Raw genomic sequence first — 14,883 nt, 5'->3', positions numbered from 1 at the left:
CAGAAGCGGAACGCGGAGCGTCCCTGGCGGCGTTCCCACGCGGAGCGTGGGGAACGATCTTCCACCGCCTCCGCAACGTCGGTTCAAGGAAGGCCCTTGGACGGTGCGGGTTTGTGCCTGACGCGCTGTCGGGTAGCGAGGAAATCGAGGGCGAGGCCGCTTTGTGTTGTCGATCTAGAACGTTAACCCGCGCAGGACCGCCATTGGGTCACGTGTACTGCCAGCGTCCATGTTTCATAATCAGACATTCCTGCTCTCCTGCTCCTTGAGCAGTTCCAGTGTCCTTGAGTCGACCTCCAGCCCACCCTCCAACGCCTGGGCATACACCGATTGCCCGCCCGCAGCCGCTGCAAAAAGCGTCATGCAGGAGGCGAACTTCATGGCATCGATGGGCCCGAGGAGTTTCTCCAAAGCGGCTCCCGAGTCCAGTACGGCACGAGTCGCGCGTTCGAGTCGCGGTCCCAGAAGCGGGTGCTGCAAATAGTCACGCGCCTCGTCAATGCCGCGCAGGCCATAGTAAGTGGCGTTCTCGCTGACACCCAGGCCGCGTAATTGTGGAAATATGAACCACATCCAATGGCCTTCCTTGCGGCCACGCTGCAGTTCCAGCAAGGCGTGGTCATAGGTAGACGCTTGCGCCTGGATAAAACGCTCCAGTGATTCGGTCATGCGAGCCTCCGGTAGGGTTTCAAGGCTGAAGAATGAACCAGACAAGAGCAGAGCCTATAGCACACTTGCGCTATAGCGCCGTTCGGCAAAGGCGCCAGGCACTTTGCGTGAGTCGCGATGATGATTGACGCCTGGCCAAGGCAAGGCGCCGATCCAGCTAGCGCTTACAGCCAGTACCGCAGGCCGAGCATCAAGGACTGGGCGTTGTATTCGGTTTCCACGTCAGCCGGGGGCAGGCCCTGGATTTGGCCGAAATTCGCTTCGCCGGTCTTGAAGTAGCGGTAATCCAGGGACATGGACCAATGGTCGCTCAGCTCGTAAGCGACGCCTGCGCCGAGTTGCCAGGCCGAGACGGTGTCGCGATGGGTGCCGCCGAACTCGACGCCACCGGCTTCCAGGCCCTTGATGGTCAGTACCGCGTAGCCCAGGCCACCGCCCACATAAGGTGTGAGCCGGCTCAAGGGGGCAGGCAGGTTCGGGATGTCATACCAGAGGTTGGCCATGAGGCTGCTGGCTTGCTCTTCGCCTTTGCCCTCGATGCTGCTCCCGCCCTCGTAGATCCGGTTATTGAATTGGTCCAGGGTGTTGCGGCGGTAGCTCAGTTCCACCTCGGGCCGTAGCCCGACCGGGAACCGCCAGCCCAGTGCCAGCCCGGTGGCGTAGCCCGAGTGCAGCGGTTGGTTGTATTCCATCTCGACGAAATCATTGTTGTTCTGGGTCAGGTCCTGTTTGGAGACCCAGTTCACGCCGCCCATGCCACTGATGTAGGGGCCGAGGTTGTCGGCGAAACTCGGTGCTGGGGCAATAGCCCCCAGGCCAACGATTGCCATGAGCAGATACTGGGTGTTTTTCTGTAGGTTCATGCTAGATCCGAAATGTACTGTTATCGATAAGTAAGCAACGCGAGTCCGGGAAGGCGCGTCCTGCACGCAAGCTTCCGGGAGGCATTCACACGAGGTGCAAAGGCGTCGCGGTTTTCTCGTGTCCTGGGGTGGCGATGGCCCGTTGTTCAGCCAGCGTGCACAGGTTGTCCAGTGCCGTGGTCATCGCTGCGGTCAACGCTTTGCGCAGCAACGCGCGGTACAGGAAACTCAACGGCCCGGAAATTTTCGCGCTATGGATGACATGGGTTTCGTCGGGAGAAAGCCTGCGCATCTGATGATCGAATTCGAGGTCGATCCACAGCAGCCGTGCACTGTTGCGATAGCTTTCGTGCAGGCTCACGGCTTCCAGTTTCAGTGACATGTTCAAGCCATTCTTGAGCACACATTTGCCGCGTGTCCCCGCCTGGAAAGGGCCGTCGAGCTGACACTGGCGAACGTCGGTATCCCATGACGGCGCTTCTGCAAAATTGTTCCAGATCTTCCAGATTTCAGAAGGGGGCGATTTGACTATGACTTGCACTTTGACATCGTTCACGGCGACACCTTGGTTGTGGGGGGGCACGGTCATGCGCAGGGCAGATCCATTCAATGCTCAGGCCGCCGGGGCGGATTGACTCAGCACCTGGGCGGTAATACTTGCTTGACCGATTTTTTCACCCCGGTTGAACAGGTCGATATAGATGCGGTTGGTCTTGAATGCCTGGAGCGCCGCATCAAAGCCGGCTTGCGGCGCCAATGACAGCGGGCTGTTCCTGGGGATGGGGCGATCCAGGGTGAAGCTCAAGGCCAGCAGATTCATCGGGGTGTTGAGTGGAATCCGCAGATGGCTGTGGGCGATCTGCATGTAGCACTGGCGAGCGACTTCGAGGAAATACACCATCGAATAGTGCTCGGGATCACCTGCCTGGAAGAAGTGTTCCTGCGGCAGTTTCAGCGTGTCCACGCTCAGGCCCTGGGCGATACCGCTCATGTCACTGACGATGACGTTCTCCTCCCTGGCCTTGTGCAACAGGGCCTTGTTACGGCAGGGCGTGGCGGTGAATTCGCCGGCTGGCGATGTCTCGAACGCCGAGCTGTAGGCCATCCCGAGGACGCAGGTGCACATCACTTTCCCGGCCTGCATGACCTTGGCATTGAACACCTGGGGATCCTGGCCTTGCTCGACGTGCAGATCGATCACGCCTTGCTTCTGTACGTATTGCTGGAACTTGATCGTCAGGGTCTTGATGTAGGCGACCCGTCCGCTCAGAGGAGGCATCGCCAGTTCGATCAATTGCAGCACGCCCTCGAGCAGCAAAATGCCCGGGACGTGATCCAGGGGATGATCGAAGAAGTACGGGTGCGCTTCATCCACCACGAGCTGGGCGTGCAGCGACTGTGGGCTGCGCTGGGCATTGGCGATCACGATATGTTCCGCGCTGCGCTGCCAGCGTGTCGGGCGCTGGGATGTGTCGCCACGGTGCAGGGCGAACAGGCTTTCCATGGCGCGAACCCGCACCCGCAGCCCGGAGAGCAAGGTGCTGGTGAGCATGTCGCTGAGTTGCTGCACGTCGACGCCGTCGTTCTGCGGTTCGCGAACCACACTGACAGGCCGGGCAGGCGTGATGACCTGCTGCAGTTCGTGGGATGACGAATGGGCAAAGCGCAACATGAAGGGATGCTTGATGGGCGAGCTGGCTTCGGCCGCCGCCGGGCTCCATTGGCGAAGTTTTTCGGTAAACAGCCACATCACCGTCTTGCCGGCATCGCGCACCTCGATCACCGAATGGGTCGTGCCCTTCAACATCACCGCCAACAGGGTCTCGATGCCACTGGCTTCAGCCAGGAAGCCGGTCAGCTCCTGCAGCGATCCGCTGGCAGGCGTCGCAGCAGGCTGCAACTCACAGACGTCAACGTTCGGATAGTCGCTCGGCGCTTTGCCCAGCCGTTGGCAAGCCTCGTCCAACGAGTCGGCAGCGTGGGCGAGGACCGCCGCGCGGATCACCAGCAAGGGTTTGTCAGCGGCATCCGGTTGATAACGACGCAGCGCGATCAGCCCCAGTCCTTCACCTTGCGTGATTGTGTTGCTCCGGGCGCGCTCGACCTCGATTTCACCGCTGAAAAAACGCCCTGCGCCGAGCAGCAGCGTGGTGATGCCATCGTTGAACCATTGCGGCGAGGCCAGCAGGGTTTGCCAGAACAGTCCCGCCGTGCCGACCAGGGTCTGATGGAAACCCTTGAAGTCAAAAATCTGCGCCGGGTAGCCGGACAACATGTTCGGCAGCATGGTTGCCACGTCCGTCACCTCGACGCCCGGTGCCGTACCTTGCGCCCGGGAGTAGAAGTTGTGGGCGCTGCTGTAGGCATTGCTGAAGCGCTCGCCGCCCATGTTGCAGCACATGACCATCGCAGTGCCGGGCGAACCGGCTACGCCTGGCAAACGTCGCAGCAGATGATTGACGCGATCGGTGATCAACAGCTTGAACGGGTCGACATGAGCCAATGGCTTGGGACCCATGCCAAAGCCATCGATATCGATAACGTGGTCTTGGGCGAGGAATTTTCCCAGCAACGGTTGACCGGGCGCCGGGGTGTAATCAACGAAGCGCCCATAAGGGAACATGACCGAGGGAGCGGCGGGTTGATCGAGTTGCTGTTGGAATGACTGCAAGGAACGGTGGCTGCCCAGCGCTGCTTCAGCCTCGACAATGGCAAGGTCGAGCATTACCACGCCACTGGCGCCCGCCGGGGCGGTCAGGGGAGAGGCAGAGTGGTTGCCGGGAATGTATTCCTCCACCACCAGGTGCGCGTTGGCGCCGCCGAAACCAAAACTGGAGATGCCGATCCGGAGTGCAGATCGATGATCCTCCAGGGGCTGTACCTGCTGGGTGGCGAGTCGCAGGCAGGTCTCGTCGACCTTGGGGCTGGGGCGGTAACCGGGCTGCGGGGGGATGCCTTTATGGCGCAGTATCATCAAGGCCTTGGCGAGCGAGGCCCCTCCGGCGGCGGCCAGGGGATGGCCGATGACCGACTTGATCGAACCGATGATGATTTTCTTGCCGTCCGGACGATGGGGGGCAAAGAAGCTGTTCAGCGAGGCCAGCTCCGTTGCGTCCCCCAGCGGTGTACCGGTGCCGTGGGTCTCGATGTAGTCCACATCGCGTGGATCGAGGCCGCGATAGGCACGTTGGTAGGCCGAGTACTGGGCCTGTTTGCCTGGCGCGAACACCGAGCCTTCGGCGCCGTCGGCGGACATGCCCAAGGCGCGCAGCACGCCCAGGGGACGACGCTGTGCTGTCAGGGCCTGGGCGAGCGGTTCGACCAGAAAGGCCACGGCACATTCGCCCGGCACGATGCCGTCGGCGTCCTGGCCGAACGCTTCCATCCGCGCGCGGGCGGAAAAAGCCGTCAACTGCGAGAAACCCAGGAACAGCGCGGGCGGCAGCACGGTGTTGAGGGCCATGACAATCGCGTTGTCAGCCTGACCACTGTTGACCAGCGCCTGGGCCATATCCAAGGCATAGGGGAACGAACTGCACGCGGTGTCTACCGACAACGCCGGCCCGCCCAAGGCAAAGGCCGCTGCCAGTTCCGCCACTTGCTCACCCGGTGTAAAGCCCGACGGCGTGTCGGTTTTTCTGGATACGCCGGTGACGAAATAGCTCTCGTCGCTCCAGGAGGTCGCGACCACCAGCGCGGTGCGCTCCCTGCTCAGCGCCGAGCCTTGTCCGGCGAGTTGGGTGAGCAACGTCTGGAGCACTTTCTTGCCGATGGCGACCTGTCGTCCTTCGTGCCGTGACGGGGTCGAGGCGTCATCGGTCAGGCAAAAAGCGCTGTCCAGGTACGTGCGATCCTTCTCGCCGGCCTTGGTTGAATAGATCGACGCCTTGTCCAATTCCCAACGTGTCGGCATGGATTCGATCGGTGCGATCTGCCCTTGCCAGAGCAACTGCCAAAGCGCATCCGTGGATGGCGCCCCCGGAAACTCGCCCGCCATCGCGCTGAAGCAGAAATCGCCCATTGTTGTTACTGCGCCACTCATACCTGTCTCCCTGATCGCCAAAACGCTGGGTGACCTGTTCGATCACCCGGATTCCATTCCTGTTGCTGCTGGGCTCAGCTCAGCCTGGCCAGCAGCGACAAGGCATCTTGAGGCGTGCGACGGGACATCAGCGCTTCACCGGCAAACTCGCTGGCAGAGCACTGTTGCGCCATGGATTGGCAGAGCGCCTCGCGGGCAAAGCCGTTGAGGCCCAGTTGTGCGAACGGCGTCTGGATGTCGATCGACTGCGCTGCGTCCGGGATCAACGGAGACAGGGCGTTGAGCAGCAGGTTTTCTTCCTGCCCCTGAGTGTCCGGCGTGGCAGGTGAAGGCTCGACGCCAGGCGCTGCCTGCGGTGTTGGATCGGCCAGGGCGGCTTGAATCAGGGCAATGGTTGCCTGCGGGAGCTTGGCGTTGGCCAGCTCGGAACTGTGCGCCTTGAGTTGTGGCCACATGGCGACTACCGACTCCAGGAAGTCCAACTGCACCAGCGAATCAAGACCCAGGCTTTCATAGCTTTGTGACGGGTCGATCTGCTCAACCGTAAAGCCGGTGATGACTGCGAGTTGGTCGAGTACCCATGCTTGGATATCCACCGTGGGTGCCTGCGGATCGGCTTCAAGCCGTGCCAGCAAGGCGGTCGGGGTAGGGGCATCGAAGAGCTGCGAGGTGAGGTCTTTCTTTTCCGGGAAGTGCTGGGCCAGGGATTCGAAAATATCGACCAGCCCCAGCGAGTCGATCCCCAGGCTCTCGAAGCTCTGATCGAAGTCGATCTGTTGCGCCTGGAAGCCGGTGACGGTGCTGATTTCGGCACGCAACCATTGCCCGTAGCTAAGTGCATCTGTCTCTTCGACGGCTTCGACGACAGGCGCCGGCGCCAGTATGGTCGGGTTCAAGTGAACCGGCTCCAGCACGGGAACACTCTGGTTGACAGCTGCTTCGGTCCCATTGGCATAAACGCCTTCAAGGACTTGTTGATGAGCATTGAAATAATGCGCAGTGACCGTTTCAGCCTGTTCCAGGAGTCGCAGCAATATTGCTTCTTTGGCGACATTGGATTCGCACAGTGAATCAATAATCTTTTCGGAAAGAGAGAAATAGCTATGGGCTATTCTCCCATTGGATACGATGAATTCCTGCACAACATCGTTAAGTTGCAAGCGCATAAAGTTCTCCTAACCAAGTCGGTCGATATTTCTATAAGTAAGAAAGATCAAGAATCATGGCCCAGGACAGGGCCTTGTTTAAATCAAATCATCAAACTGGCAGTAGCCATGGAGCGACTTAAAGTTGGAGTTCCACTGCGTCGGTCTCGCAAGATATTGTTTTCCTGGCGCCCTTGAGCAACCCGGACCTTACGTTCAGATACGTCATCAGCGTTATTGCATCGGCGCCGAGGAAAGCGATATAGCCGTCAGGACGAATCAGCATCATCGTGCCTTCCCTGGCGTGATAGCGCTTATGCAGTCGCCAATCGGGGTCCAGCAACGTCGAATGCCAAGCCGGCAGGCCGGCGCTGCTCAGGGCGTCGATCACGCAGTAGGCCTTGATGCCTGGGTAGTCCTGTTCCACCGACTTGGCCAGCGTGTAGTAGCCTGGCAACAACGGCGAAAACTGATCGGCCGCGCTGAAAATCAACAGCGTGAATGTCCCGTGGAACAAGTCGATCAAGCGTTTTGTCGGCATCCCTTGCAGTTGCCACAGTTCGACATCGGGCGCCAGTTGCCCGGCGCGAGGCGCTGCGGTCTGGAACTCGGGTTTTTTCCCTTTCTTGCTCCAGTTCTTGCGCTGCTTCTTCGTCAGTGATTCTTGAATGTAGTCACTTTTCTCATAGTGATATTGATGACCGGAAATCATCGACGGCAGTTTGCGCTGGACCTTTTTGCGGTTGCTCAACAGCGGCAGGACGTTGTCGCGCAGCCACACCAGGGCGCGACGCCGGACCGTAATCAGCCCCGTCAGCCGGTGTGCGGTGTTCTCGACTTCCAGGGCAACCGGGTAGCGCTCTTCGTTGTAGCTGTCGAGCAAGGACGGATTCGCCAGGCCCTGATCGACATAGGCCATTTTCCAGGCCAGGTTATAGGCCTCGGAAATCCCCAGGTTCATCCACTGTCCACCGATGGGGCTGCCGATATGCGCCGAATCCCCCAGCAGGAACACGGAGCCTTGTTGCATCGATTGCACGCGGCGATGCTGGAAAGAGGCGATGGTGGTCGATGAAATGTTGGACAGCGTCATCTTTTGCCCGCGCCCTTCGCACAAGCGCTGGAAGTTCTCCAGGCTCAAGGACGGGCGCTCGCCTTCTGGTGGCAGGTTGTAGGGCATTTCGATGAACAGCCGATAACGCGATTGAGCGCTGATCGGTGCAACGGCCACATAACCGTCCTGCGCACCCAGGAAGAATGCGCCCTCATCCTTGCTTCCGGACCACTCGATATCGGCATCGGCGAGCATGAAGAAGCGGTCGTAGGACGAGCCTTCGAACGTCATGTCCAGGCGTTTTCTGATGTTGCTGCGAGCACCGTCGCACGCGGCCACCCAACGACTGGTGAAGTGTTCGTCGGTGCCGTCGGCATGCTTGAGCGTCATGCGCACCGAACCCGGCTGGTTTTCGATGTCCACCAGTTCGGTATTCCACTCCACCTCGGCCCCCAGCTCCCTGAGCCGCTCCAGGAGAATTTTCTCCGTTTGCGGCTGTGGCAGGCTCAGGAGCAGGGGATAGGGCGCGTCCAGGTAGGAGAAGTTGTAGTTCAGCACCCGCTTGGCGTTCGACTGCACCGAAAACTGGTTGATCGTGAAGCCGTCGCTGATGGCTTGCTCGGCAACGCCCAGGTCCCGAAAGATTTCCAGGGTCCGGGAATGGATAGCCATCGCCTTGGTCGCCGTCGAGGGGCCAGCGTTCCTTTCAATGATGCGGAACGACACGCCCCATTTCTTCAACAGGATTGCCAGGGACAGGCCAACAGGACCGGCTCCGACGATCATGACGGTCGGGGCGCTGCCAGGGCGCTTGAAATGGTTGGGGGCCAACGTGCTCAGAGTGTTCATCGATCAGTACCAGTTTCTGTAGAAGGGAGAGTTGGCAATGCCGAGCAGGGCGTCGTCGCCCGATGAGTCGCCGTAGGCATAAATGTAAAAATCATCAAGGTTGCTCAAGCAGCCCTTGAGCCGCGTGACTTTCTCTCGCTCTACACAGTTGGTACCGGATATCCCGCCGGTCAGCTTGTTCTTTGCCGTTGCCAGGCGGGTGCCGCACACATAGTCAAAACCCGCGGCCTGGCCCCAGGGGATCAGGTAGTTTTCCGGCGAATTGCTCACCAGCGCGGTGACGTGCCCCATGGACTGATGCCATTGCAGCCGCCGCAACGCCTCAGGCCTGAGCCAGAGCGGCAGCAGCTCGCTGATGAAATACTTGGCATGTTCGCGCTCTTGCTCCACCGACAGGCCGCCCAGGTAGCAGGCGATGAACGCCAGCCGTGCTTGCATCAGCGGGGTGATGCCGACGATCACGCTGAGCATCTTGGGCAGCAGGGGAATGATCCGCAGCCAGAACGAGCGGGTGCCCACGATAAAGCGCATGTAGCGCCAGAACGTGTGCCGGTCGGTCAATGTGCCGTCGAAGTCGAAAACGGCCAGGACCGGTTGTGTGCTGTTAGCGTGCATGGGCCTCTTCCTTGAGAGAAGTCATCTCGATGGTCTTGGGCAGCTTGAAGCCCGATAGGTAGCGCGAAAGCAAGGTAGACAGTGTGTTCTGGGTCAGCTCGCCGGTCCCTTCGACGCACAGGTGCAGCACGTTGACTTCCTTGTGGTCCGGGACGATATAGGCCTTGGCGCGCACCACGCCGGGGTGCTTGAGGGCGACGGATTCGATTTCCACCAGGTCGACCATCTGCGCCTTGATCTTCGAAATCCGCAGGCGCTGGCAATAGAAAAACACATGGCCATCGTCGTCCTGCCAGACCAGGTCACCGCTGTGGAACCAGCCATCGCGGAAGAACCGCGCGTTGGTGTCCTCGGCATCGTTATAGCCGTCGATCACCATCGAGCCACGTATCAGCAATTCGCCGATACGCCCCGGCGCTACGTCCTGGCCCTGGGCATCGACAATGCGCAGTTCCACACCGCTGATCGGCTGGCCCATGGCGCCACGGTGGACCGTACCAATCGAGCTCTGGACGATTACAGGCATGCTTTCGGTCAAGCCATAGCCCTGCAGCACCGGATTGCACCCCAGCAACTTCCCCAGCTTCTCGGCTTCATCGGCCGGCAGGTGGCTGCCCCCCGAGTAAATCATCAACTGCGGGTGCAACGGCAGGAGCGCGCCTTTGCGTTTGGCCAGGCGCGTATTGAAGTAACGAATGACATCGGGCACCAGGCAGGCAAAGGTGACCTGATGCTCCGACAGGACTTCAGCGAGGTCTCGGTTGAGCAGGGTGTTGGTCATCAGCAGGGTGGCGCCCACGCTCAAGGGAAACACCATCATCACGGACAGGCCGAAGATCGCATACAGTGGCAACGTCACCAGATGAACGGAGCCGACGCCTTGCAGATGAAAGTGCTCATGCAGCCCGTCGCTCGATTGCGTCAGGTCGAGATATCGGTGAGAAACAGCCAGGGGCCTGCCGATGCCCCGATAGGTGAATTGGACCGAGACGACCGGATTACCCTCGGGCAGCAACAAGGGTTCGATCTGGCAAGGTAGTTGAGAGATGGCCGTTGCGTTGGCGGGCAGGGACGATGACGGTTCGCTCCCACCGTCCAGCACCAGGGAGTGCCTGACACCGTTGTCAGCCTGGAACACCTCACTGTGTTGCACCCATAGCGTTTCGGTCGTGACCACGAGCGTCGGCCTGGCGAGGCTGACGACACTGGCCATTTCGAAAGGGGTCAACTTGTAGTTGAGGATGACCGGAATGGCGCCTCGCCCGATGATCGCCAAGTAGTAAGCGATGAATGCCACCCCATTGGGCAGTACCAGCGCTACTTTGTCGCCAGGCAATACACCAAGCGCTGTAAGAGCGCCATTGCATTGTTCAGCCTTGATGTGCAACTCGCGGTAAGTAACTGTGTCTTCTTCCGTGTCCAGATGGCGAATAGCAACTTGTTCGGGAAACGATTCCGAAAAACCGACAAAGCGATGCAGAAAACCTTCTTTATATGAAAGGCTTTTCATTTACCAACCTCTCTCAATCCTTGGATATATGGCTAGTCAAAAAAAGTACTACAGAGGCAGGCTATATATGAATTGTTTCAATTAAGCATCTGTGTAGTTGTTATTCCGATACCAATCCAGGGTATCGGTCAGGGTTTCAGCAACAGGGCGGAACTTGCACTCCAATTCTCTTGAGCTTTTGTTATGGCTGAAATGAGTGCGGCCTTGTTCTTGCTCCATGAGCTTGACCGTGGAGGTACTGATGAGCACCGGCTTTTTTGTGATCCGGTAGTAACCTTCATAGATAAGCGCGATGATTCGCAGCATGAACAGAGGCACTTTTCGCTCTGGGGCTTTTATGCCACTGACGCTGGACAGCGCCTGGAAAATGCTCTTCATGTCCATGTGATTGCCGGCGGCCAGGTAGCGCTCTCCGGACCTGCCGCGGGTAATGGCCGCGATTTGATGTTCGGCCACATCCCGGGCATCGACAACGGAAAAGCTTCCGGGGAGTACACCGGGCAATTTCTGTCCGACAAAGTCGAGCAGGAACTGTCCTGAGGAAGTAGGGCCGATATCGCCGGGGCCGAACATCCAACCTGGCAGGACCATGGCGATAAACATGTCCGGGTGCTGCGCCAGGAATTGCTGGACCTTCTGTTCGGACAATATTTTGCTCAAGTAATAATCGTCAGCCTCCAATTCACTGCGAGACATGGTTTCATCGATCACTTGATCCCGATTGCCCTTCAATACGGCAATGGAAGAGGTGTGGACCGCACGACGGATACCGGCGTCATAAGCGGCTTGCAACAAGCGCTCGGTGCCGGTCACATTGGTGTCATACAGTTTTTGCCAATGTTTCCCGCCTTTGTAACTGTCGCGGAAATAGGCCGCCGTATGAAACAGGGCGTCACAGCCTTGCAGGGCATGGGCGAAGGCCTCGACATTAAGCATGTCGCCTTCGACGAACTCCACAGGCAGGCTGCCGAACTGTTTCCTGGCTTTCTCTACGGAACGAACCAACGCTTTTACTTTGATGTTCCGCTTTAACAACGCACGAACGACATTATTCCCGAGCAGGCCAGTAGCGCCTGTAACGAAGGCATATTCCATTAAAATCCCGCTCCTGTGAGGTGACCTGGCATTGCATCGAGAGCGGTGTCACTGACTCGATGCGCTGATCAGGCGTTGGGCTCCACCAACGGCGCAAGTAAAAACCATTCGGTATTTGAAAATCAAGTGGTATTTCGTCGGATTGACGAGCTGATGGCTCTGCATCGGGCTTCGTGCAGGTTTTTTCGGGTTCCGGCGCATGGTCGAGGGCAGGGAAATATCCGGTTTGAGCCGCTCAAAGGGACGGCAAGGGCTCATCAAGGGGCGCGAAACGAAGATTGTGAGTCACTCCTATCCGGCAAAAACTGGGGCCGGTAGCCCATCTAGGGTGCCTTTGCGGCTGTTCCAACTACATGGCACATACATGGCCTTTTTTGAAAGTTAAAATGTAAATGATTGAACAAGGCGCGTATAAGATATGATGGCGAAAACGGGTTCCGTACAGTGAGTAATCGATTCGTTGCATTCAGTCACACATAGCTATCTTGTTTGGCCAAAGGAGCCGAGGGCGTGATTAAAAAGAGACTAGGTCGAGAAGAGAGCCAGCAAGTAACAAGAGACAAATTGTTCGACACAGCCACTGAGCTGATGATCCGCAAGGGCTTCCATGCCGCCAGCGTCAACGTTATCGCCGAAGAGGCGGGCTTTTCCAAAGGCGCCTTTTTCTCAAATTTTTCAAGTAAATCGGACTTGCTGCTGCAATTGACTCAACGCTTCAAGCGAGTTGAGATCGAGCGCCTGAGTACGACCCTGGCATCGGGATATTCGGCGGAACAGTTGAGCCACGGCTTGAATGCCTATATCGATACGCTGAAGAACAATACCCGCTGTGCGATCCTCGATGCCGAGTTGCAATTGATCGCCTTGCGCGATGAAGAATTCTCGCCGCATTACTACGACTTGCATGAGGAAAACAGCGAGGCCTTGGGCAAGTTGATTACCATCATATTCAATCATGCTGGCAAGAAGCCGCCACTGGCCGACGCCGCGCTTGCCAAGACCTTCACCGCCCTGGCGGAAGGCCTGATATTGCAAGGGCATAAAGACCCAGCTGTTGAAATCAAGCTGGTGCTGAACTCGCTCATCCAGACCGCAGAGCCTCTATAAGTCCCTGGCGTTATCGTTGGTTGGCCCAGCAATCTGTGACGCAGGGCGGCAATGTCATGGGCCTGGAAGGTCTTGAAGTTACCCGGGATGGCACCGCAAGGTTTGACTGAACGCATGGATGGGTCTTTAGTTGTGCAATACAACTAATGGCTCGTTGCGTCCGAGGTCCCCCGTGAACCAGTGCCCACCAGACCTGATTGAAAAAATCCGTTCGGCATCGCACCTCATGGTGCGGGAGCTGGGGTTCATGCACGCCACGCTGGCTGCGACGGGTTATCCGCCGTCGTCGGTGCACACAATAGTCGAACTCGGCCATCGCCAATTCCTGACGGCGGGTGAGCTTGTCGAGCTGCTTGGCTTGGAAAAATCCAGCGTAAGCCGGATGGTTCGCAAGCTCGTCGAGGCCGGTGAGATTGAAGAAATTGCCCATGAACAGGATGCCCGAGCCAAGCGACTGCGGCTCACCGTGCAGGGGCAAAAGACCCTTCGAGCTATCGATGCTTTCGCCACCCAACAGGTTGTCGCGGCCATGTCTCACTTATCCGGCGAGCAATGTCAGACCGTGAGCGAGGGGATTGCCAGCTATGCCGTTGCGCTGCACGCTCATCGACTCGGTACAGAGCCGCCTGCGCCGGCGCGGCTGGAGATTGCCCGGGGCTACCGTCCTGGCGTGATTGGCCGCATTGTGCAAATGCATGCGGACTATTACTCCAGGCATTCGAACTTTGGCCAGTTGTTCGAAAGCCTGGTGGCATCGGACATGGCGCACCTGATGGGGCGTTTGCACAACCCGCGCAATGAGGTCTGGTTGGCCCTGGATGGCGAACGCGTGGTCGGTTCGATTGCCATCGACGGAGAAGGAGAGGACGGCAGTGCGGTACTGCGTTGCTTCATCCTGGATGATTCGGCACGAGGCAAGGGCGCCGGCAGACGCCTGTTGGCTGAAGCGATGAAATTCTGTGACGAGTGGGGCTTCAGTTCAACGAGCCTCTGGACGTTCCAGGGGCTCGATGCTGCTCGCAAGCTGTATGAAGCGTTCGGTTTCAGGTTGGAGCAGGAGCAAGAGGGACAGCAATGGGGGCGCCAGGTTACAGAACAGTGTTTTGTCAGGCCGGGCCCAACCGTCTCGCCAATTTGAATCCTATCAATTGGATTTGAAAACCCCGCTAAGTACGAAGGCATAGCGTTCCGGGCGGATGAAAAACGTCGTGCGGTCGCAGCAACGACCGTTGGCGAAATAGGACGTGCGCTCCATGACCAGCAGCGCGGCACCGCGTTTGACGTGCAGCGCGCTGGCCAGGCTTTTGTCGGCTTCCTGTGCACGGATGGCCAGGTCGGCGCGGCTGACTGCCAGGCCGGTGATCGATTCGAGAATGGAATAGATCGGCTGATGTTCGACCTCAGCCCAGGCCACGCTGGCCAACTCTGCCGGCAGGTGGCTGCGTCCCAATGCGATGGGTTCGTCATCGACGAAGTGCAGTCGCTCCAGAAGCAGGCAGTCGTGCGCTTGCTCAAACAGACCCCGCAGGGTTTCCGGGACGGGCTGCAGGGCGTGGCTGAGCACCTGCATGCTCGGTTGCAGCCCTTGCAACAACAACGCCTCATGAAAGCTGCGCAACGCATCCAGGCCGTGGCGTACCTGTTTGGCCGCCACGAAGGTGCCTTTGCCTTGCTTGCGTTCCACCACGCCATCGTCGCTGAGCTTGCCCACCGCCAGGCGAACCGTGACGCGGCTCACCCCGAACCGTTCGCCCAACTGCGCCTCGGATGGGAGCTTGCCGCTGGGTTCGTAGTCGCCGCGCTGGATTTCTTCCAACAGTTGATGGGCGATCTGCTCGTAGAGCGAGGTGGTGCTGTCGCGAAGAATGGAGGTGGACACTGTCAGCTTCCATGGCCTTGAGTGGGGCAGGGTGCCTTCACTTCTAAGGTTATAA

12 protein-coding genes are annotated in these 14,883 nt (G+C 58.7%); 2 read left to right on the top strand and 10 right to left on the bottom strand.

The window, feature by feature from the left end; all coding sequences use genetic code 11:
* Window positions 1-240 precede the first annotated feature (240 nt).
* The 9 genes from BT116_RS24470 to BT116_RS24430 all read right to left on the bottom strand — a co-directional run bounded on the left by BT116_RS24470 (window position 241) and on the right by BT116_RS24430 (window position 11,842).
* Window positions 241-669, bottom strand: a complete 429-nt coding sequence (locus tag BT116_RS24470; protein WP_072347779.1) for a DUF1810 domain-containing protein — start codon at window positions 667-669, stop codon at window positions 241-243.
* Between the two features lie 164 nt (window positions 670-833).
* Window positions 834-1,532, bottom strand: a complete 699-nt coding sequence (locus BT116_RS24465; protein ID WP_072347777.1) for an outer membrane protein — start codon at window positions 1,530-1,532, stop codon at window positions 834-836.
* Window positions 1,533-1,617: 85 nt separating this feature from the next.
* Window positions 1,618-2,088 (bottom strand): SRPBCC family protein, encoded by a 471-nt coding sequence (locus BT116_RS24460; RefSeq protein WP_072347781.1) that lies wholly within the window; start codon window positions 2,086-2,088, stop codon window positions 1,618-1,620.
* Between the two features lie 57 nt (window positions 2,089-2,145).
* The gene (locus BT116_RS24455; RefSeq protein WP_072347775.1) at window positions 2,146-5,574 is read right to left on the bottom strand and encodes a polyketide synthase family protein; all 3,429 of its coding nucleotides are present in this window, start codon (window positions 5,572-5,574) and stop codon (window positions 2,146-2,148) included.
* Window positions 5,575-5,648: 74 nt separating this feature from the next.
* Window positions 5,649-6,470 carry an acyl carrier protein gene (locus tag BT116_RS24450; protein WP_256572600.1) on the bottom strand — a complete coding sequence of 274 codons (822 nt, stop codon included), beginning with the start codon at window positions 6,468-6,470 and terminating at the stop codon, window positions 5,649-5,651.
* A 388-nt stretch (window positions 6,471-6,858) separates the two neighbouring features.
* Entirely contained in the window at window positions 6,859-8,622 is a 1,764-nt protein-coding gene (locus BT116_RS24445) for an FAD-dependent monooxygenase (RefSeq protein ID WP_072347771.1), read from the bottom strand.
* Between the two features lie 3 nt (window positions 8,623-8,625).
* A complete protein-coding gene (locus BT116_RS24440; RefSeq protein ID WP_003201018.1) occupies window positions 8,626-9,237 on the bottom strand; it encodes an HAD-IB family hydrolase in 612 nt (203 codons plus the stop codon).
* Window positions 9,227-10,747, bottom strand: coding sequence for a class I adenylate-forming enzyme family protein (locus tag BT116_RS24435; RefSeq protein WP_072347769.1), 1,521 nt, complete (start codon window positions 10,745-10,747; stop codon window positions 9,227-9,229). The genes BT116_RS24440 and BT116_RS24435 overlap by 11 nt, the downstream gene beginning before the upstream one ends.
* Window positions 10,748-10,828: 81 nt before the next feature.
* On the bottom strand, window positions 10,829-11,842 hold the full coding sequence (locus BT116_RS24430; protein ID WP_072347767.1) for an SDR family oxidoreductase: 1,014 nt from the start codon (window positions 11,840-11,842) through the stop codon (window positions 10,829-10,831).
* A 510-nt stretch (window positions 11,843-12,352) separates the two neighbouring features.
* On the opposite strand from BT116_RS24430, the gene BT116_RS24425 reads away from it, so the two are divergent.
* Both BT116_RS24425 and BT116_RS24420 read left to right on the top strand, forming a co-directional pair.
* The gene (locus BT116_RS24425) at window positions 12,353-12,949 is read left to right on the top strand and encodes a TetR/AcrR family transcriptional regulator (RefSeq protein WP_072347765.1); all 597 of its coding nucleotides are present in this window, start codon (window positions 12,353-12,355) and stop codon (window positions 12,947-12,949) included.
* A gap of 226 nt (window positions 12,950-13,175) precedes the next feature.
* On the top strand, window positions 13,176-14,087 hold the full coding sequence (locus BT116_RS24420; RefSeq protein WP_072347763.1) for a bifunctional helix-turn-helix transcriptional regulator/GNAT family N-acetyltransferase: 912 nt from the start codon (window positions 13,176-13,178) through the stop codon (window positions 14,085-14,087).
* Between the two features lie 6 nt (window positions 14,088-14,093).
* Here the strand turns inward: BT116_RS24420 and BT116_RS24415 are convergent, their stop codons facing one another.
* Entirely contained in the window at window positions 14,094-14,828 is a 735-nt protein-coding gene (locus BT116_RS24415) for a GntR family transcriptional regulator (RefSeq protein ID WP_072347761.1), read from the bottom strand.
* Between the last annotated feature and the right edge of the window lie 55 nt (window positions 14,829-14,883).

The sequence above is a fragment of the Pseudomonas sp. NFACC16-2 genome, from assembly GCF_900119205.1.
GTDB lineage: Bacteria > Pseudomonadota > Gammaproteobacteria > Pseudomonadales > Pseudomonadaceae > Aquipseudomonas > Aquipseudomonas fluorescens_Q.
This window is presented reverse-complemented; position numbering and strand designations above follow the sequence as displayed.

What these genes read in the sequence shown, in the direction of transcription:
- BT116_RS24455 (WP_072347775.1), bottom strand. Translation starts at nt 5,574, where the DNA reads ATGAGTGGCGCAGTAACAACAATGGGCGATTTCTGCTTCAGCGCGATG.
- BT116_RS24445 (WP_072347771.1), bottom strand. Translation starts at nt 8,622, where the DNA reads ATGAACACTCTGAGCACGTTGGCCCCCAACCATTTCAAGCGCCCTGGC.
- BT116_RS24420 (WP_072347763.1), top strand. Translation starts at nt 13,176, where the DNA reads ATGGTGCGGGAGCTGGGGTTCATGCACGCCACGCTGGCTGCGACGGGT.
- BT116_RS24470 (WP_072347779.1), bottom strand. Translation starts at nt 669, where the DNA reads ATGACCGAATCACTGGAGCGTTTTATCCAGGCGCAAGCGTCTACCTAT.
- BT116_RS24430 (WP_072347767.1), bottom strand. Translation starts at nt 11,842, where the DNA reads ATGGAATATGCCTTCGTTACAGGCGCTACTGGCCTGCTCGGGAATAAT.
- BT116_RS24465 (WP_072347777.1), bottom strand. Translation starts at nt 1,532, where the DNA reads ATGAACCTACAGAAAAACACCCAGTATCTGCTCATGGCAATCGTTGGC.
- BT116_RS24440 (WP_003201018.1), bottom strand. Translation starts at nt 9,237, where the DNA reads ATGCACGCTAACAGCACACAACCGGTCCTGGCCGTTTTCGACTTCGAC.
- BT116_RS24435 (WP_072347769.1), bottom strand. Translation starts at nt 10,747, where the DNA reads ATGAAAAGCCTTTCATATAAAGAAGGTTTTCTGCATCGCTTTGTCGGT.